At 60.6% G+C, this 19,105-nt stretch carries 19 protein-coding genes and 1 tRNA gene; 10 read left to right on the top strand and 10 right to left on the bottom strand.

Going from position 1 to position 19,105, the window contains the following annotated elements:
* Nucleotides 1-29 precede the first annotated feature (29 nt).
* Nucleotides 30-284, bottom strand: a complete 255-nt coding sequence (gene grxC / locus PSEBG33_RS25040) for a glutaredoxin 3 (RefSeq protein ID WP_005783931.1) — start codon at nt 282-284, stop codon at nt 30-32.
* Between the two features lies 1 nt (nt 285).
* Nucleotides 286-699, bottom strand: coding sequence for a rhodanese-like domain-containing protein (locus tag PSEBG33_RS25045; RefSeq protein WP_003187796.1), 414 nt, complete (start codon nt 697-699; stop codon nt 286-288).
* A 151-nt stretch (nt 700-850) separates the two neighbouring features.
* Here PSEBG33_RS25045 and gpmI point away from each other — a divergent pair, with 151 nt between their 5' ends.
* The 4 genes from gpmI (at nt 851) to PSEBG33_RS25065 (ending at nt 6,045) form a co-directional block, all read left to right on the top strand.
* Nucleotides 851-2,377 (top strand): 2,3-bisphosphoglycerate-independent phosphoglycerate mutase, encoded by a 1,527-nt coding sequence (gene gpmI / locus PSEBG33_RS25050; protein ID WP_005783929.1) that lies wholly within the window; start codon nt 851-853, stop codon nt 2,375-2,377.
* A 258-nt stretch (nt 2,378-2,635) separates the two neighbouring features.
* Nucleotides 2,636-3,931, top strand: coding sequence for a murein hydrolase activator EnvC family protein (locus PSEBG33_RS25055; protein WP_005783927.1), 1,296 nt, complete (start codon nt 2,636-2,638; stop codon nt 3,929-3,931).
* 30 nt (nt 3,932-3,961) lie between these two features.
* A complete protein-coding gene (locus PSEBG33_RS25060) occupies nt 3,962-5,269 on the top strand; it encodes a S41 family peptidase (RefSeq protein WP_005783925.1) in 1,308 nt (435 codons plus the stop codon).
* Between the two features lie 2 nt (nt 5,270-5,271).
* Nucleotides 5,272-6,045, top strand: coding sequence for a divergent polysaccharide deacetylase family protein (locus tag PSEBG33_RS25065; RefSeq protein WP_005783923.1), 774 nt, complete (start codon nt 5,272-5,274; stop codon nt 6,043-6,045).
* Between the two features lie 144 nt (nt 6,046-6,189).
* Here the strand turns inward: PSEBG33_RS25065 and PSEBG33_RS25070 are convergent, their stop codons facing one another.
* The 7 genes from PSEBG33_RS25070 to PSEBG33_RS25100 all read right to left on the bottom strand — a co-directional run bounded on the left by PSEBG33_RS25070 (nt 6,190) and on the right by PSEBG33_RS25100 (nt 11,948).
* On the bottom strand, nt 6,190-6,945 hold the full coding sequence (locus PSEBG33_RS25070; protein ID WP_005783921.1) for a substrate-binding periplasmic protein: 756 nt from the start codon (nt 6,943-6,945) through the stop codon (nt 6,190-6,192).
* A gap of 66 nt (nt 6,946-7,011) precedes the next feature.
* On the bottom strand, nt 7,012-7,782 hold the full coding sequence (gene hisF / locus PSEBG33_RS25075; protein ID WP_003171107.1) for an imidazole glycerol phosphate synthase subunit HisF: 771 nt from the start codon (nt 7,780-7,782) through the stop codon (nt 7,012-7,014).
* Between the two features lie 9 nt (nt 7,783-7,791).
* Nucleotides 7,792-8,529, bottom strand: a complete 738-nt coding sequence (hisA, locus tag PSEBG33_RS25080) for a 1-(5-phosphoribosyl)-5-[(5-phosphoribosylamino)methylideneamino]imidazole-4-carboxamide isomerase (protein WP_003187784.1) — start codon at nt 8,527-8,529, stop codon at nt 7,792-7,794.
* A gap of 39 nt (nt 8,530-8,568) precedes the next feature.
* Complete coding sequence (locus tag PSEBG33_RS25085) at nt 8,569-8,826, bottom strand: DUF2164 domain-containing protein (protein ID WP_005783916.1); 258 nt, start codon at nt 8,824-8,826, stop codon at nt 8,569-8,571.
* Nucleotides 8,827-9,465: an imidazole glycerol phosphate synthase subunit HisH gene (gene hisH / locus PSEBG33_RS25090; RefSeq protein ID WP_005783914.1), complete on the bottom strand. Its 639-nt coding sequence runs from the start codon at nt 9,463-9,465 to the stop codon at nt 8,827-8,829. It lies immediately after the preceding gene.
* Entirely contained in the window at nt 9,465-10,061 is a 597-nt protein-coding gene (hisB, locus tag PSEBG33_RS25095) for an imidazoleglycerol-phosphate dehydratase HisB (protein WP_003187781.1), read from the bottom strand. Before hisB ends, hisH begins: the two co-directional genes overlap by 1 nt.
* A 225-nt stretch (nt 10,062-10,286) precedes the next feature.
* Nucleotides 10,287-11,948, bottom strand: coding sequence for an OFA family MFS transporter (locus tag PSEBG33_RS25100; RefSeq protein ID WP_005783912.1), 1,662 nt, complete (start codon nt 11,946-11,948; stop codon nt 10,287-10,289).
* A 325-nt stretch (nt 11,949-12,273) separates the two neighbouring features.
* Between PSEBG33_RS25100 and PSEBG33_RS25105 the strand changes: the two genes are divergently transcribed.
* From PSEBG33_RS25105 to PSEBG33_RS25130, 6 genes are all read left to right on the top strand, one after another.
* A complete protein-coding gene (locus PSEBG33_RS25105; protein WP_005783909.1) occupies nt 12,274-14,490 on the top strand; it encodes an AsmA family protein in 2,217 nt (738 codons plus the stop codon).
* Nucleotides 14,487-15,554, top strand: a complete 1,068-nt coding sequence (mutY, locus tag PSEBG33_RS25110) for an A/G-specific adenine glycosylase (protein WP_005783907.1) — start codon at nt 14,487-14,489, stop codon at nt 15,552-15,554. The genes PSEBG33_RS25105 and mutY overlap by 4 nt, the downstream gene beginning before the upstream one ends.
* Nucleotides 15,551-15,823: an oxidative damage protection protein gene (locus PSEBG33_RS25115; RefSeq protein WP_005783905.1), complete on the top strand. Its 273-nt coding sequence runs from the start codon at nt 15,551-15,553 to the stop codon at nt 15,821-15,823. The genes mutY and PSEBG33_RS25115 overlap by 4 nt, the downstream gene beginning before the upstream one ends.
* Before the next feature lie 103 nt (nt 15,824-15,926).
* A tRNA-Phe gene (locus PSEBG33_RS25120) sits at nt 15,927-16,002 on the top strand.
* A gap of 232 nt (nt 16,003-16,234) precedes the next feature.
* Nucleotides 16,235-16,633 carry an energy transducer TonB gene (locus PSEBG33_RS25125; RefSeq protein ID WP_232289402.1) on the top strand — a complete coding sequence of 133 codons (399 nt, stop codon included), beginning with the start codon at nt 16,235-16,237 and terminating at the stop codon, nt 16,631-16,633.
* 86 nt (nt 16,634-16,719) lie between these two features.
* On the top strand, nt 16,720-17,391 hold the full coding sequence (locus PSEBG33_RS25130; protein WP_005783902.1) for a hypothetical protein: 672 nt from the start codon (nt 16,720-16,722) through the stop codon (nt 17,389-17,391).
* 36 nt (nt 17,392-17,427) lie between these two features.
* Here PSEBG33_RS25130 and PSEBG33_RS25135 read toward each other — a convergent pair whose 3' ends face one another.
* On the bottom strand, nt 17,428-19,035 hold the full coding sequence (locus PSEBG33_RS25135; protein ID WP_005783901.1) for a membrane protein: 1,608 nt from the start codon (nt 19,033-19,035) through the stop codon (nt 17,428-17,430).
* Nucleotides 19,036-19,105: the final 70 nt, after the last annotated feature.

Below are 19,105 nucleotides of genomic sequence, written 5' to 3'. Positions count from 1 at the left end.
TTATCTTGGGGTTCTTAAGGGGTTAGCAGTCAGACGGACAGCAGCGCATCAAGTTTACCGGCGCGCTCCAGAGCGAACAGGTCATCGCAACCACCGATGTGCTTGGCGCCGATCCAGATCTGCGGGACCGACGTGCGGCCGGCCTTCTGGGCCATTTCGGCACGCACCTGGGGCTTGCCATCGACCTTGATCTCTTCGAAGGCAACACCCTTTTTCTCAAGCAGGGCCTTGGCCCGCATGCAGTAAGGGCACCAATCGCTGGAATACACGACAACCTGGCTCATATCACTTCACCAACGGCAGGTTATCGCCACGCCAGCTGCTGATACCACCCGACAGCTTGGCGGCGGTGAAGCCGGTCTTGAGCATCTCGCGGGCGTGGGTGCCGGAGTGCTGGCCTTGGGCGTCGACCAGGATGATGGTCTTGGCCTTGTATTTTTCCAGCTCGGCCAAGCGTGCGATCAGCTTGTCCTGGGGAATGTTCAGGGCGCCAACGATATGGCCGGCGGCATAATCCTTGGCCGGGCGAATATCGACGACAACGGCCTCATCCTTGTTGACCAGCGCGGTCAGCTCCGACGTGCTCAGGCTGCGACCACCGCGGCTCAGTTCATGTGCGATCAGCAACGCCAGCAGGATGACGAAGGCACCCACGAGCAGGTAGTGGGCAGTGGCAAATGCAATCAGGTGATCAACCATCAAGGAGGTTCCAGGGCGTTAAAATGGCGGTAAGTATACACAGCCGCCAAGGAGGGCCAACCCCCGTAAAGCGGTGACGCGCTCGGAACTTCGCTTTAAACTGCCACTCCCTTTTCCATTGTCTTCCTTTATTACCGCCGCGAGAGGATCTATGACTACCACGCCTAAACCTTTGGTCCTGATAATTCTCGATGGCTTCGGACACAGTGAAAGCCACCACGACAACGCCGTGTACTCGGCCAACAAGCCCGTGCTGGACCGCCTGAGCGCTACCGTCCCCAACGGATTGATCTCCGGTTCCGGCATGGACGTGGGCCTGCCGGATGGCCAGATGGGCAACTCGGAAGTCGGCCACATGAACCTCGGCGCCGGACGAGTGGTATACCAGGACTTCACCCGCGTCACCAAAGCGATCCGCGATGGCGAGTTCTTCGAGAACCCGACCATCTGCGCCGCGGTCGATAAAGCCGTGGCCGCCGGCAAGGCCGTGCATTTCATGGGCCTGCTGTCGGACGGCGGCGTACACAGCCATCAGGACCATCTGGTGGCAATGGCCGAACTGGCCTTCAAGCGCGGCGCCGACAAGATCTACCTGCACGCCTTCCTCGACGGCCGCGACACCCCGCCGAAAAGCGCGCAATCGTCCATCGAACTGCTCGACACCACCTTCGCCGCCCTCGGCAAGGGCCGCATCGCCAGCCTGGTGGGCCGTTACTTTGCCATGGACCGCGACAACCGCTGGGACCGCGTGTCCCAGGCCTACAACCTGATCGTCGACGGCCAGGCCGAATTCAATGCCGCCACTGCCCAGGAAGGCCTGGAAGCGGCCTACGCCCGTGGCGAGAGCGATGAGTTCGTCAAAGCCACCACCATCGGCGAGCCGGTGAAGGTCGAAGACGGCGACGCCGTAGTATTCATGAACTTCCGCGCCGACCGTGCCCGCGAGTTGAGCCATGTGTTCGTCGATGAAGGTTTCAAGGACTTCGAGCGCGCACGCCAGCCGAAAGTCGAGTTCGTCATGCTCACCCAATACGCCGCCAACATCCCGGCCCCGTCGGCGTTCGCCCCGGGCAGCCTGGAAAACGTGCTGGGTGATTACTTGGCGAAAAACGGCAAGACCCAGCTGCGCATCGCCGAGACCGAGAAGTACGCCCACGTGACGTTCTTCTTCTCCGGCGGCCGCGAAGAACCGTTCCCGGGCGAAGAGCGCATCCTGATCCCATCGCCAAAAGTCGCCACCTACGACCTGCAGCCGGAAATGAGTGCGCCGGAAGTGACCGATAAGATCGTCGATGCCATCGACAACCAGCGTTACGACGTGATCGTCGTCAACTACGCCAACGGCGACATGGTCGGCCATAGTGGCAACCTGGAAGCGGCGGTAAAGGCCGTTGAATGCCTGGACCTGTGCGTTGGCCGCATTGTCGACGCCCTGGAAAAAGTCGGCGGCGAAGCGCTGATCACCGCAGACCATGGCAACTGCGAGCAGATGTCCGACGAGTCCACCGGTCAGGCGCATACCGCCCACACCACCGAGCCGGTGCCGTTCATCTACGTTGGCAAGCGCGACTTCAAAGTGCGTAATGGAGGCGTACTGGCGGATGTGGCGCCGACCATGCTGATGCTGATGGGGCTGGAGCAACCGAAGGAGATGACCGGGACCTCCATCCTGGTCTGATCCAAAGTACGCCACAAAACAGTGTGGGAGCGGGCTTGCCCGCGATAGCGGCTAATCAGTCGACATCTATGTCGCTGCCCCACCGCAATCGCGGGCAAGCCCGCTCCCACATTGGTTTTGTGGCGTTTGGTAGATATCTTTTTGCCATACCACCGCCACTCGGCACCTATCTTGCCCGCAAGCCCCAATTGGGCGTTTTTTTTGCAGCGCTTGGCGGGCATACTAGGCCGTCCTTTTCCCCTGGTGTCGCCCGCCTCTATGCTTCGCGCCTTGATAACCCTTGCTCTTGTCTGCCTGCTCCAACCGGCGTTTGCCGATGAGCGCGCACAAACCCAACAACAGTTGGACGCTACGCGTCAGGACATTACCGAGCTGAAAAAGCTGCTCGGCAAGCTCCAGGAAGAAAAATCCGGGGTGCAAAAAGACCTGCGCGGCACGGAAACCGAAATGGGCAAGCTTGAGAAGCAGGTCCAGGAGTTGCAAAAAGAACTAAAGAAGAGCGAGTCGGAACTGGAGCGACTCGACGCTGAGAAAAAAAAACTCCAGAGCGCACGCGTTGAACAGCAACGCCTGATCGCGATCCAGGCCCGCGCCGCCTACCAGAGCGGCCGCCAGGAATACCTCAAGCTGCTGCTCAACCAGCAGAACCCGGAAAAATTCGCCCGCACCCTCACCTATTACGATTACCTGAGCCAGGCGCGCCTGGCGCAATTGAAGGGTTTCAATGAAACCCTGCGCCAATTGGCCAATGTCGAGCAGGAAATTGCCGACCAGCAGTCGCAACTGCTCGACCAGAAAAGCGCCCTCGACGTTCAGCGCGACCAGTTGGACAAGGTACGCAAGGAGCGCCAGCAGGCCCTGGCCAAGCTCAACAGCGATGTAAAAGCCCGCGACGCCAAGCTCCAGGCCCGCGAGCAGGATCAGGCCGACCTGGCCAAAGTGCTCAAGACCATCGAAGAAACCCTGGCCCGCCAGGCACGCGAGGCCGAAGAAGCGCGGCAAAAAGCGCTGATCGCCCAGCAGGAAGCGGAAAAAAAGCGTCAGCGTGAGGCCGAACTGGCTGCCACCAGCGACGCGCCGGCACCGCGCAAACCCGCGCGCGCCAGCCCCGGCCCGCTGGTTTCCAGCAGCGGCGAGTCGTTCGGCGGCCCTTTTGCTTCAGCGCGGGGCAAACTTCCATGGCCGGTTGATGGTCGACTATTGGCACGCTTTGGGGAAACCCGTGGCGATGACACCCGCGCCAAGTGGGATGGGGTGATGATCAGCGCCTCAGCCGGCAGCCAGGTCCATGCCGTTCACGGTGGGCGCGTGGTGTTTGCCGATTGGCTGCGGGGCGCCGGTTTACTGGTGATTCTCGACCATGGAAATGGCTATTTGAGCCTTTACGGCCACAATCAGACATTACTCAAGTCGGCAGGTGATGTTGTAAAAGCCGGTGAATCCATCTCCACTGTCGGTAACAGTGGCGGCCAGGACACCCCGGCGCTGTACTTCGCTATTCGTCAGCAGGGTCGCCCGAGCGATCCCGCACAATGGTGCCGTTCCCAAGGATAGGGCCGCATCTACATTAGGAGTTCGTTCGACATGCTGCATTTGTCCCGCCTCACTTCGCTGGCCCTGACGATCGCCCTGGTGATCGGCGCGCCTCTGGCTTTTGCCGACCAGGCTGCACCCGCTGCAATGGCCGCGACCACCAAGGCGCCGTTGCCGCTGGATGAGCTGCGCACCTTTGCCGAGGTCATGGACCGGATCAAGGCAGCGTATGTCGAACCCGTAGACGACAAGGCCCTGCTGGAAAATGCCATCAAGGGCATGCTCAGCAACCTCGACCCGCACTCCGCCTACCTGGGCCCTGAAGATTTCGCCGAGCTGCAGGAAAGCACCAGCGGCGAGTTCGGTGGCCTGGGCATCGAAGTGGGCTCCGAAGACGGCCAGATCAAAGTGGTCTCGCCCATCGACGATACCCCTGCATCCAAGGCCGGTATCCAGGCCGGCGACCTGATCGTGAAGATCAACGGCCAGCCGACCCGTGGCCAGAGCATGACCGAGGCCGTCGACAAGATGCGCGGCAAGCTCGGCCAGAAAATCACCCTGACCCTGGTACGCGACGGCGGCAACCCGTTTGACGTGACCCTGGCCCGCGCGACCATCACGGTCAAGAGCGTGAAGAGCCAGTTGCTGGAGTCGGGCTACGGCTACATCCGTATCACCCAGTTCCAGGTCAAGACCGGCGACGAAGTGGCCAAGGCCCTGGCCAAGCTGCGCAAAGACAATGGCAAGAAACTCAACGGCATCGTGCTCGACCTGCGCAACAACCCCGGCGGCGTGTTGCAGTCGGCAGTTGAGGTGGTCGACCACTTTGTCACCAAGGGCCTGATCGTTTATACCAAAGGCCGTATCGCCAACTCCGAACTGCGCTTCTCGGCCACCGGCAACGACCTGAGCGAAAACGTGCCATTGGCGGTGCTGATCAACGGTGGCAGTGCATCGGCGTCGGAAATCGTCGCCGGCGCGCTGCAAGACCTCAAGCGCGGCGTGCTGATGGGCACCACCAGTTTTGGCAAAGGTTCGGTGCAGACGGTGTTGCCGTTGAACAACGAACGCGCATTGAAAATCACCACAGCGCTGTATTACACACCGAACGGCCGCTCCATCCAGGCCCAAGGCATCGTGCCGGACATCGAAGTGCGCAGGGCCAAGATCACCAACGAGATCGACGGCGAGTACTACAAGGAGGCCGACCTGCAAGGTCACCTGGGCAATGGCAACGGCGGTGCCGACCAGCCTACCGGTAGCGGCGCCAAGGCCAAACCGATGCCGCAGGACGATGACTACCAACTGGCCCAGGCGCTGAGCCTGCTCAAGGGCCTGAGCATCACGCGCAGCCGTTGATCATGCGTTTTGCCCTGATCATCGCTGTGCTGTGCAGCCTGGCAGGTGTCGCTCACGCGGCCCCTGCCGGCGAACCCCACAAAGCCTACCTGACCCTCATCATCGACGACCTGGGGCAAAACCTGCCGCGCGATCGCCGTGTACTTGCGCTGCCCGGCCCGGTGACCGCCGCGATCATGCCCGACACGCCCCATGCCGCCGAATTCGCCCGCGAGGCGCACAAGGCCGGCAAGATCGTGATCCTGCACATGCCCATGGACCCGGCCACCGGCCCCTTCGCCTGGCACCCCGAGCTGCCGGTGGAAGAACTCGGCAAGCGCCTGGACGCCGCGTTCCAGGCTGTGCCCTATACCGCCGGCATCAACAACCATATGGGCAGCCGCATGACCGCGCAGCCGCAGGCGATGGCGTGGTTGATGGCCGAGCTGCAACGGCGCCACAAGTTCTTTGTGGACAGCCGCACCAGCGCGCAGACCGTCGCCGCCGCCGAGGCGCAGAAGATCGGCTTGGCGCATGTTTCGCGGGATGTGTTCCTCGATGACGAACGCACCGAGGCGGCGATTACCACCCAACTGCAAACCGCAATCAAGCTGGCGCATAAGCAGGGTTCGGCGGTGATGATCGGGCACCCTTACCCACAGACCCTGGCGGTGCTGGAGCGCGAGCTGCCCAAGCTCAAGGCCCAGGGTATCGACTGGATCGATATCAAGTTGATGATCAGCGTGCGCAGCAATCGAGCCATGAGTGCCCACGGCAAAAACGGCATTTACCGCTAAATGAAGGCAGCGAAGATCCAATGTGGGAGGGGGCTTGCCCCCGATGGCGGTGTGTCAGCTGAAAATGTATTGGCTGATCTACCGCTATCGGGGGTAAGCCCCCTCCCACATTTTGACCGCGTTTATTCTGCGCAACTGCCAACTTCAGAGGTAACGCGCCATGATTTCGTCTGCACGACCGCTCTTGCGTAACTCATCCAGCGCCGCCTGGAGCTTGGCGACCACCTCATCAGGCACTTCCCTGTTCAACGCCAAATAAAGCTGCGCACTGTTGAACCGCAACACCGTCTTGAGCCCGCTCACACCCACCTGGCGCGCTAGATAACGCCCGGCGGGATCGCCAGTGGCCCACAGGTCGATCTGGCCGTCCATGAGCTTTTGCGCATTGTCCTGATCGCGCAGAGCGACAATCGGATTGAGCCCCTGTTTTCCCAAGGTTTCGGCAATCGCGTCGCCCTTGTAAGCGCCGATCCTGTAGCGGCGGGCGTGCTCAAGATCGTCGAGCTGGATATTGCTGTCAGCCTTGGCCAGCAGCACCCAATCGTCCGGGCCGATGGGGCCGACCCATTTGAACAAGGCTTCACGGTCCGGCAGCCGCGCCATCACAAATACACCGTAGCCAGGCTTTTCCAGGGCGAGTTTGTAGATTCGCTCCCAAGGAAAACGCAACGTAAGGTTGTAGGAAATGCCGGCGCGCTGGAAGGTTTCGCGCACAATGTCCACGGCGATGCCTTCGATGTTCTCGTCCTTGGCGAAGTTCTTGCCGTTTTTCGCCATGTTGTAGGGCGGGAAATTTTCCGTCAGCAGCACCAGGGAGGCGTCAGACGGCTCTTCGGCTTGGGCCGTACCGCCCATGAGCATGGAGGTACTGGCGAGGGCGAGCAGCAGGTGTTTGAACATGAAGGCTACCGGAATCCATGGCAAGCGCAGAGAGTGCCGCGAGCCTGCCATGGTGTCCAGCAGCGTTTAGCGGACGACGATACCGCGCGCTGCCATGTAGGCCTTGGCCTCAGGTACGGTGTATTCACCAAAGTGGAAAATACTCGCCGCCAGCACTGCGCTGGCATGGCCTTCGATAACACCGTCGGCCAAATGCTGCAGGTTACCGACGCCACCGGAGGCGATCACCGGGATACCCAGTGCATCGCTGATAGCGCGGGTCACGCCCAGGTCGAAGCCGTTTTTCATGCCGTCCTGGTCCATGCTGGTCAGCAGGATTTCACCGGCGCCCAAGCCTTCCATCTTCATCGCCCACTCCACCGCGTCCAGCCCGGTAGGTTTGCGCCCGCCGTGGGTGAAGATCTCCCAGCGCGGGGTTTCGCCCGGGCCGGAGACCTTCTTGGCATCGATCGCGACCACGATGCACTGCGAGCCGAAGTGCTGCGCGGCTTCGCCGACGAACTCGGGGTTGAAAACGGCGGCGGTGTTGATCGAGACCTTGTCCGCGCCGGCATTGAGCAGGTTGCGGATGTCTTGCACAGTGCGCACGCCACCGCCCACGGTCAACGGGATGAACACCTGGCTGGCCATGCGCTCGACGGTATGCAATGTGGTGTCGCGGCCATCGACGCTGGCGGTGATGTCGAGAAAGGTAATCTCGTCGGCACCCTGCTCATCGTAACGACGGGCGATTTCCACCGGGTCGCCGGCATCGCGGATATTCTCGAACTTGACGCCCTTGACCACCCGACCGTTGTCGACGTCCAGGCAAGGGATGATGCGTTTGGCCAGCGCCATGGTCAGTCCTCAGCCGTTGTAGGCGTCGCAGTAAGCCTGGGCTTCGGCAACGTCCAGGGTACCTTCGTAAATCGCACGGCCAGTGATGGCGCCGATGATGCCAGGCGCCTTGGCGTCCAGCAGCGACTTGATATCGCCCAGGTTGTGAATGCCGCCGGAAGCGATCACCGGAATCTTCGTGGCCGCTGCCAAGGCTGCGGTGAACGGCACATTGCAGCCCTGCATCATGCCGTCTTTGGCGATATCGGTATAAACGATGGCGGACACGCCGTCGGCTTCGAACTGCTTGGCCAGGTCGATCACCTGCACGGTGCTGATCTCAGCCCAGCCGTCGGTAGCCACGAAGCCGTCTTTGGCATCCAGTCCGACGATGACCTTGCCTGGGAACGCACGGCAGGCTTCGGCGACGAAGGCCGGGTCTTTCACGGCCTTGGTGCCGATGATCACGTAGCTCACGCCAGCTTTGACGTAATGCTCGATGGTTTCCAGGGAGCGAATGCCGCCGCCGATCTGGATCGGCAGGTTCGGGTAGCGCTTGGCAATCGCGGTGACCACCTCACCATTGACCGGCTGGCCTTCGAAGGCACCGTTCAAGTCCACCAGATGCAAACGACGGCAGCCACCTTCCACCCATTTGGCGGCCATGCTCACCGGGTCGTCGGAGAACACCGTGGAATCTTCCATGCGGCCCTGGCGCAGGCGTACACAAGCGCCGTCCTTGAGATCGATAGCGGGGATAATCAGCATCTGGCAAACCTTATTCGATATTCAGCAATGCTTGGGAAATCAGGGTTTCTCAAGCGACCACAAGTCGCTTTCGATGCTTTCGAACCTTTCCTTAAGGAGCGTCTGCGTGTCGAAAATCGCCCTGTTGTAATAGTGCGGTGCCACTTCGGTGGTGAACAGCTCAAGAATCTCGGCGACCTCGAACGAGCCCAGCTTGAGCTCGAAGCGGTCTTCCATGAAACGCTTGATCTTGTCGGTTGCCTCACGCTCTTGCTCGGGCGTGAGGTTCAAGATCGGCGGCTTCGGTTTCTTGGCCATTTACCAGCGACCATCCCACGCGGCGAAGTTCTGCAGCAATTGCAGGCCATGGGTATGGCTCTTTTCCGGGTGGAATTGCACGGCAAAACGCGAACCTTCGGCCAGCGCTGCGGCGAAGTCGACACCGTAGTGCCCACCACCCACCACCTGGCGCGGGTTACCGGCAGCGATGTAGTAACTGTGCACGAAGTAGAAACGCGCCATGTCCGGGATTTCGTGCCACAGCGGGTGGTCGACAGTGCGGCGCACCTCGTTCCAGCCCATGTGCGGGACCTTCAAATGCTCGCCGTCTTCATGCAAGTCTTTGCCGAAGAACTTCACCTGGCCGGGAAACATACCGATGCAATCGACGCCGCCGTTCTCCTCACTGCTGTCGAGCAAGGCTTGCATGCCGACGCAGATACCGAGGAATGGACGATCCTGGCTGACCTCGCGCACCAGGCTGTCAAAGCCCAGGCGGCGGATTTCGGCCATGCAATCACGAATCGCACCGACGCCTGGGAACACCACTCTGTCGGCTTCGCGAATCACGTTGGCATCGCTGGTGATCAGCACCTTGCCGGCGCCTACGTGTTCGAGGGCCTTGGCCACCGAGTGCAGGTTGCCCATGCCGTAGTCGATAACCGCGACCGTCTGCATTACAGGACGCCCTTGGTCGACGGCATTTGCCCGCCCATGCGCTCATCGACTTCCACAGCCATGCGCAGTGCGCGGCCGAAAGCCTTGAACACGGTTTCGATCTGGTGGTGGGTGTTGGTGCCGCGCAGGTTGTCGATATGCAGGCTGACCAGTGCGTGGTTGACGAAGCCCTGGAAGAATTCCTGGAACAGGTCCACATCAAAGCCACGGCCCACGTTGGCGCGGGTGTAGGGCACGTGCATCTGCAGGCCTGGGCGGCCGGAGAAGTCGATCACCACACGCGACAGCGCTTCATCCAGCGGAACATAGGCATGACCGTAGCGACGGATGCCTTTCTTGTCGCCGATAGCCTTGGCAAATGCCTGGCCGAGGGTGATGCCCACGTCTTCCACCATGTGGTGGTCGTCGATGTGCAGGTCGCCCTTGCCGACGATATCCAGGTCGATCAGCCCATGACGGGCGATCTGGTCCAGCATGTGCTCAAGAAAAGGGACACCGATATCAAATCGGGCCTTTCCGGTGCCATCCAGGTTGATCGAGGCTTTGATCTGGGTTTCCAGAGTGTCGCGCTCGACAGACGCCTTACGTTCGGCCATCACCAGCTCCGCAAAATCATTGGGCGAAAAAGGCAGCCATTATAGGGGCGCGGGCGCCAAACAGAAACATCGAAGGGGATAAGACTGACGGCGTGTCGGAGATAGACATGTGCGTACATGCATAACCAATGTGGGAGGGGGCTTGCTCCCGATAGCGGTAGATCAGTCAACAATGCACTGACTGATGCGCCGCCATCGGGAGCAAGCCCTCTCCCACACTTGGTATCAGTGGAACAGTACTGCGGTTTTCTGCAGGGTCACCCACACACCCCACGCCAACGGAATACCTACCACCAGCCAGGCAGCGATCGCCAACGGCTTGCTGGCGGCGGAGGCCTTCCACTCCAGCACGGTGGACGCATCGGCCCCCTTGTCATGCCCGAGCGCCTGTTCGGCGGCCAGTTCGGCATCGGTCATGAAGTACTTGTCGGCCACCGGGCGCACCAGCAGGTTGCAGATGAAACCCAGCACCAGCAGGCCGGCAAGGATGTACAACGTGATGTCATACGCCGCGGCGCGTTCAACGCCGATGCTCAACTGGTACTCACGCAGGTAGTTCACCAGTACCGGCCCCAACACGCCCGCAGCAGCCCAGGCGGTCAGCAGGCGACCGTGAATAGCACCGACCATCTGGGTACCGAACAAGTCGGCCAGGTAAGCCGGGACCGTCGCAAAACCACCGCCGTACATCGACAGGATGATGCAGAACGCCGCCACGAACAGCGCCACGTTGCCCAGATGCCCCAGGTTCGGGATCAGCGCGTACAGGGCAAAGCCCAAGGCGAAGAACACGAAGTAGGTATTCTTACGTCCCAGATAGTCGGAGAACGACGCCCAGAAGAACCGGCCACCAATGTTGAACAGGCTCAACAGGCCGGTAAAACCAGCGGCAATGGCTGCAATGGAGGCAAGCTGACCCGCATCCAGCTGGCCAAATGGCACATCAACACCCAGCAACTTGCCGCCGAACACTTCCTGCAACAGTGGCGAGGCCATGCCGAGGATGCCGATACCGGCCGATACGTTCAGGCACAACACCAGCCATACCAGGCGGAATTGCGGGGTTTTCCACGCGACATTCACATGCACGTGGCGGTGAGTGATCATCGCGTTGCTGGCTTTTTTCGCCGGCGCGGTCCAGCCCTCAGGCTTCCAGCCGGTCGGCGGCACGCGATACAGCAGTGCGCCACCGATCATGAACACGAAGTAAATCGCCGCCATGACCACAAAGCTCTGCCATACACCCACGCTGGTCGGCGAAGAGAAATGCCCCATCAGTGCCGCAGCCAGGGGCGCACCCACCATCGCGCCGCCGCCGAAGCCCATGATCGCCATGCCGGTAGCCATGCCGCGCTTGTCCGGGAACCACTTGATCAAGGTCGAAACGGGCGAGATATAGCCCAGACCCAGGCCGATACCGCCAATGACCCCGGAGCCGATCCACATCAGCCAGATCTGGTGGGTATAGATGCCCAGCGCCGAGATCAGCAGGCCACCGCACCAGCACAACGCCGAGACGACACCGGCCTTGCGTGGCCCGGCATGTTCCAGCCAGCCGCCCCAGATCGCGGCCGAGCAGCCCAAGAAGATGAAGAACAGGGTGTAGATCCAGCCCAGCATGGAGATGGGCCAGTCGCATTGGGACGAGAAGACTTGGGCGATAAAGCTCATGTCTGGCGCGCAGGCGACCGGTGCGGTGATACCCAGCGCTTTGGACAACGGCAGCCAAAACACCGAGAAGCCGTAGGCCATGCCGATGCACAGGTGGATGGCCAGGGCGGCCGGTGGAACCAGCCAGCGGTTGAACCCGGGCTTGGCGATAATGCGCTCCTTGGACAGGAACGCAGGCTGTGCGGCGGCGGTGCCGGCCACAGTGCTAGTGCTCATTGGTGTTTCCCCCAGTTATTGGTATGCGTCCGTCAGGCGCTCTCCTCCTCGGCCTTGCACGCAAAGCGTGGCCGTTTTTTTGAGTGAAGCTCCATTTAGGCGCGACGTTAAGTCGCAGAAGGCGGACGAACGTGCAGAGATTAGCACCAGTGGATGACAGAAAAATCAAACTGCCACTACCTTTTTAGGATTATCTGTACTTTTTTGACGTCAAAATCTCATTTCGGCCCCCGTGGATACAATGTAACGATCCGTGAACTGACGCAGGCCGTCGGGCGTTATACTCTTCGGCTAAATTTTGAAATCGACATACAAGGACTCGCCCATGAAAGCGTTCGGCAAAATCCTGGGTCTGGTACTTCTCGGGCTGTTGCTGATCATTGTGGCGCTCGGCTTTGCCCTGACCCACCTCTTCGATCCCAACGACTACAAAGAAGAAATTCGCCAGATAGCCCGCGACAAGGCCCACATCGAGCTGACGCTCAATGGCGATATCGGCTGGAGCCTGTTCCCCTGGCTGGGCCTGGAGTTGCACGAGGCCAGCGTCGCGACCCTGACCGCACCGACTCAACCTTTCGCCGACTTGCAGATGCTCGGCCTGTCGGTACGCGTACTGCCGCTGCTGCGCCGTGAAGTGCAGATGAGCGATGTACGTGTCGAGGGCCTGAACCTGCGCCTGAACCGCGACAAGCAGGGCCATGGCAACTGGGAAGACATCGGCAAGAACCTGCCCGACGAAACCACGGACGCCCCCGCGCCGGCCCCCGTCGAAACGGTGGCTGAAACCAAGCCGGAAAAACCCCCGCAGCCGATCCGCCTGGACATCGACAGCCTGACCATCAACAACGCTCGCGTTGAATACACCGATGAACAGACCGGCAAGCAATTGAGTGCCGAGAGCATCCAGTTGAGCGCCGGGGCCATCCACGAGGGCGCCAGCATTCCGCTCAAACTCACCGCGTTCCTGGGCAGCAACCAGCCACTGATGCGCGTCAAGACCGAGCTGAACGGCAACTTGCGCATCCAGCGTGCCCTCAAGCGCTACCAGTTCGAAGACATGCGCCTGAGCGGCGAAGCCACCGGCGAACCGCTGCAAGGCAAGACCGTCAGCTTCTCCACCCAGGGCCAATTGTTGGTGGATCTGGCGGCCAACGTCGCCGAATGGACCAACCTGAAACTGTCGGCCAACCAGTTGCGCGCCTTGGGCGAACTGAAGGTCAACGACCTGGACAAGACCCCGCAGGTCAGTGGTGCGTTGTCTGTGGCCCAGTTCGATCTGGCCAAGTTCCTTGAGAGCGTTGGCCACCCGCTGCCGGCCATGGCCCCAGGTAGCCTGAGCAAGGTCGAGCTGGTGAGCCGTCTCAAGGGCACGCCTACCAGCGTCGCCCTGGAAAACCTGAACCTGAAACTCGACGAAAGCACCTTCAGCGGCCGTGTCGCTGTCGATGATTTCGCCAAGCAGTCCCTGCGCGTACAGCTCAAGGCCGATATCTTCAATGCCGACAACTACTTGCCGGCCAAATCAGAAGCAGCCAAAGGCGCAACCGCCGCTCGCCAGGCCGAAGTGCAGAACAGCGAGGCTGGTGCGATGGCAGCCGGCGGCAACACGCCACTGCCGGACGCCCCGACCAAAGGCGCCTGGAGTACCGACAAGCTGCTGCCGCTGACCCGCCTGCGCAGCCTGGATATCGACGCCGACCTTGCGTTCGGCCAATTGACCCTGAGCCAGCTGCCGATCCAGAACGCGGCGTTGAAAGCCTCGGGTATCGACGGCCAGCTCAAGCTCGACAGCCTGAGTGGCGGGCTCTACAACGGCACCTTCCAGGCCAACGGCACGCTCGATGTGCGCCAGGACCTTCCACTGCTCGCACTGCAAACCCAAATCAAGCAAGTACCGGTGGAAAAGATCCTGCAAGCCCAGGGGAAAAACCCGCCAGTGAAAGGCCAGGTCACCCTGGACAGCACCCTGACCGGGCGTGGCAACAGCCAGAAGGCCCTGATCGACAGCCTCAACGGTACCGCCAGCTTCGTGATCAATAATGGCGTGCTGCTCAACGCCAACATCGAGCAACAGGTCTGCACCGGTATCGCCCTGCTCAACCGCAAGACCTTGAGCAGCACGCCACCAGGCAAAGACACTCCGTTCCAGGAACTGCGCGGTAACCTGACGTTCCGTAACGGCGTGGCCAACAACCCCGACCTGAAAGTGCGCATCCCTGGGTTGACGGTCAATGGCAATGGCGATGTCGACTTGCGCGTACTGGGCATGGATTACCGCGTCGGCATCATCGTCGAAGGCGACAAGCGCGAGGTGCCGGACCCGGCCTGCCAGGTCGGCGCCAACTTCCAGGGCATTGAGGTGCCATTGCGCTGCCGTGGCCCGCTGGAGCTGGGCGCCAAGGCCTGCCGCCTGGACAAGGACGGCCTGGGCCAGGTCGCCCTCAAGGCTGCCGGCAATCGCCTGAACGAGAAGCTGGAAGAGAAGCTCGACAAGGTTAATCCCAAGCTCAAAGACGCATTGAAAGGCCTGTTCAACCGATGAGAAACGAGCAGTTTTCAGAGGCGGTGCTGGATTGGTACGACCGTCACGGCCGCCATGACCTGCCCTGGCAACATGGCATCACCCCGTACCGGGTGTGGGTGTCGGAGATCATGCTGCAACAGACCCAGGTCAGCACGGTGCTCAATTACTTCGACCGGTTCATGGCGTCCCTGCCGACGGTCGAAGCCCTGGCCGCCGCGCCGGAAGACGAAGTGCTGCACCTGTGGACCGGCCTGGGCTACTACACCCGCGCGCGCAACCTGCAAAAGACCGCCAGGATCGTGGTGAACGAGTACGGCGGCGAGTTTCCCCGCGATGTGGAAAAACTCACCGAGCTGCCCGGCATCGGCCTGTCCACCGCTGGCGCGATTGCCAGCCTGAGCATGGGCCTGCGCGCGCCGATCCTCGACGGCAACGTCAAGCGCGTGCTGGCGCGCTTTACCGCCCAAGAGGGTTACCCGGGCGAGCCCAAGGTGGCCAAGCAGCTGTGGGCCACCGCAGAGCGCTTTACCCCCCATACCCGCGTCAACGCCTACACCCAGGCGATGATGGACATGGGCGCCACGCTTTGCACCCGCAGCAAACCCAGCTGCCTGCTGTGTCCGCTGGAAAAAGGCTGCGAAGCCCACATGCTCGGCCTGGAGACGCGTTACCCGATCCCCAAACCGCGCAAGACCATCCCGCAAAAGCGCACGCTGATGCCCATGCTGGCGAACGCCGAGGGCGCGATCCTGCTTTACCGTCGCCCCTCCACGGGCCTGTGGGGCGGTTTGTGGAGCTTGCCGGAGCTGGATGACCTGAGCGACCTCGACCACCTGGCCAACCAGCACGCACTCGCACTGGGCAAGCATCAGGAACTGCCGGGGTTGATCCACACCTTCAGCCACTTCCAGCTGGCTATCGAACCCTGGCTGGTCCAGGTCGAGGAATCCGCCCATCACGTGGCCGAGGCCGACTGGCTCTGGTATAACCTCGCCACCCCGCCGCGCCTGGGCCTTGCCGCCCCGGTGAAAAAACTGCTGAAGCACGCGGCGCAAGCATTGAACGCAGGAGTTTCGTCATGACCCGCACCGTTATCTGCCGCAAGTACAAAGAAGAACTGCCAGCCCTGGAGCGCCCTCCGTACCCAGGTGCCAAGGGCCAGGACATTTACGACCACGTCTCCGCCAAAGCCTGGGGTGACTGGCTGAAACACCAGACTCTGCTGATCAACGAAAAACGCCTGAACATGATGAACGCCGAAGACCGCAAATACCTGGCCGGCGAAATGGACAAGTTCTTTTCCGGCGAGGAATACGCCCAGGCCGAAGGCTACGTGCCACCTGCTCAATAATTGATCAAAAACCGGGGTCGGCACGTAAGCGACGGTAATAATTAAATATTTTTTGAAAACTTGCTTGACGCCCCCCTGAAAAACCCGTTTAATGCGCCCCGTTGCCCAGATAGCTCAGTCGGTAGAGCAGGGGATTGAAAATCCCCGTGTCGGCGGTTCGATTCCGTCTCTGGGCACCAAAATACCGAGAAACCCCAAGGAACAATGTGTCCTTGGGGTTTTTTATTGCCTGCGATTTAATGGGCTCTGGATCACCCTGAACCCGGATGCCGAGCAGGAGCGCCTTGAATCAGGCAATCAGGATACCGGCACCGATCAAGTCAATCGGCAAAGCCGTCGAGGGAGTGAGCCTTCCAAGCGCCTGGATTTGAAATACTCTGTGGCGCCAGCCAGATAGTACGGACGCAAAAAATGCTCAAGGAAATATGTATGAAGTATTGCTGGATCGCACTTGCCCTGCTGCTTGGCGCCTGCGCAAGAACCCCTTCCCCAGAGCAACTGGCAGAACAGCAGCTATGGGAACAACAGTTGATAAGCCATATACAACTGTTCAAATTTTACCCGGCAAACGCTCAGGCGCAGGGGCTGGAAGGCCAGGTCAATATTGAATTCATCATCGATGCCCACGGCAATTTGTTGCGTCAGCGCGTGATCAGTCACTCAGGCTCTGAGCTTTTTGTTGCTGCCGTGCAGGCCTCTCTTCCAGCCGCATCGCCAATGCCTGCTCCGCCTGCGTCAGTTCTCAAGGATGGTGAAGTCGAGGTGCGCGCACCCTTTGTGTTTTGCCTGACCCTATCCTGCGCAGGCTAAGCTAAGCCCCAGAGCGATTGAGGCTTGTTTTTCACTGGCGTCAATCGTTCACCCTTTACCCAATTCACAGCTGTAAGGTTTCTTTCATGACACGCCTCTTGCTCTGCTCGCTATTACTGCTGACTGCACTACTCAGTGGATGCGCCACGCAAATGGACGTAGCGATCAACGCGACACCCGATCCGGACTATCACTTCGACCGCCAGGCAACCGTACTGGTGACGTCTGTCGGGGGCAGCGATGAAAACGCACTCAATGCCCGCTACTACCTGCGCGACATGGTCAGCGCCATGAAGGACCAGGGCTTTCGCAATGTCTTTACCGACACCACGCTTCCCAAGAACCATGCACCGATCAAAATGACCATCACCCTTGACGTCGAAAGCAAGCAGGTCACTTACCGCTACACCGCTACCGAGTATGGCCAGGTGGCAAACAGCACCACCACGCAGTGCAAGAAGAACAAGAAAAAGACCGATCAACTGACCTGCACCAGCACCCCGAACACCTCCTATGGCCCGGTAGGCACATCGGAACGCACCGGTTACACCACCCTCACCACCTTCCGGGCTACCGCGCGGGACGAGGCGAGCAGGCGCGCCGTGTATGTGCTTCGAGTATCGTCCTATAACGACGATTGCCAGGCGGCCAAGGTCGAAGCCTTCCTGGTGCAGCAGGGCCTGCAGAACCTGAACTTCCAGGACCGCGTGCAGCGCAATTACACGGTGACGATGCCTGAGGGGTATCGCTGCAAATAGCCAGTAGTTCAATAGGCCCTCTGTGCGAGGGCCTCTTCACCTGAGCAAAAACACCATCAACGGATTGTCATTCAACCGCCCCGCAAAGCTTGGCGCCAATTGCTCCACCGGCGAGCCCTTCAACAGCGCAGTCTCCTTGCGCGACACAATCACCCAGCATGGCCGGGGCAGCTCACTCAGTTTCTCAAGCTGGTGACGCCCGACAAACAGTGGCTGCTCATCGTGATTCAGATTCATCATGTAGCGCACCGCCCAGGTGTCCCGGGCCAGGTCGACAAATACCAAAGGGCCCGGCTGTGATTCCCGCAGCGCCTCCACCTGGCTGACAAACCGTCGGGTGTCGAATTGCAGGTCCTTGGCCGGCTCTATCACCGATACCAGCAACAACCATTGCGCCGCCAGTGCGATCACGCTGAGCCATACCAAACGCAACGGCCGGCGCCAGGCAATCAACGCCGCGAGTTGCAACACCGCCAACACACCAATCATCAGCGGCAGGGAAATATCCGGCCAGTGGCCCTGCTTGTGCCAGGCGTTGCGACACACAAACAACACAACCACGCACAACGCCGGTAACGCTGCGACAAGCCCTTCGTAACAACGGCGCACGCCCAGCAGCCAACCTTGCGCCTGGAGCAGCCCATAGGCCGCGACAGCCGCAAACATCGGCACCATCGGCAAGATGTAATAAGCGCGCTTGAAGTGCGGCACCGACAACCCGAGCAGAATCATCAAGCCACACGCCCCGAGGCGCACCAGCAGTTGCAGCTGCCCGTCGACCCAGCGCTCCGGCCAGCGATGGCGCAGCGCGACCAGGGTGGCCAACGCCAGCGGCACCACAGGGAAGTAACGGTACAAACTCAGCCGGAAATAGAAATAGAACGGCTCACCGGACTCATCCAAGCGCCCGCCGACCTGCATCTTGAACACTTCATCAGCAAAGGCATCACCGCCACTCAATCGCGCGAGCTTCATCAGCAGCCACCAGCACACTGCGAGCAGCACCAGGCCGATAACGCCGTGGATCAGCACTTGCCGGACGCGTTCGCCCGGCCTGCCCAGCGCCCAATACACGCACACCACTCCACACACCTCGATCAACCCCAGCGGGCCACGAATGGCAAAGGCCAGGACGAACAACGGGAACACCGCCAGTTGCCGCAGCCGCGACCCCAGGCGCTCACCACTGTGCAGCAGATAGAAGCTGCCGACACACAGCAGCGCAATCATCTGGTCCAGGCAGACCGAACGCGATTTTTCGAGCAACTGGGCGGTGAGCAGCGTCAGCAGCACCGTCAAAAATGCCCATGGGCGACTGAACGGCGCCAGCAGGCGGTACATCAGCGCGATCACACCGGCCGATGCAAGCGCGGTGGGCAGCACATTCGCCAGATGGTTCGGCGCATCAAACCAGCGGGCGAATACAAAACTAAAGAAGGTCGCAGTGCCTGGGTAGTCCGCGTAAGGCTGACCGTAAGTGGTGGGGAAAAAACTTGCGCCGTGGCGAAACATTTCCTGCATGAACAGCGCCCAGCGCCCATCAAAGCCCTGGGGCTGCTGATCCCAGATCCCCAACGTGAACAACAACAGGGCGATCAGAAAGAGGCCCAAGGACTCCAGGCGAAAACGATTGCGATGATCCATCGGGTGACCTGTCAGGTGGGAAGCGCTGGCGTATGGTGCCGAGCACTGCCCTGAATAGCGCCTGAACGAA

This window comes from Pseudomonas synxantha BG33R (assembly GCF_000263715.2).
GTDB lineage: Bacteria > Pseudomonadota > Gammaproteobacteria > Pseudomonadales > Pseudomonadaceae > Aquipseudomonas > Aquipseudomonas synxantha_A.
Note: the sequence above shows the minus strand (reverse complement) of the source record. Positions and strands in the feature narration are given on the sequence as shown.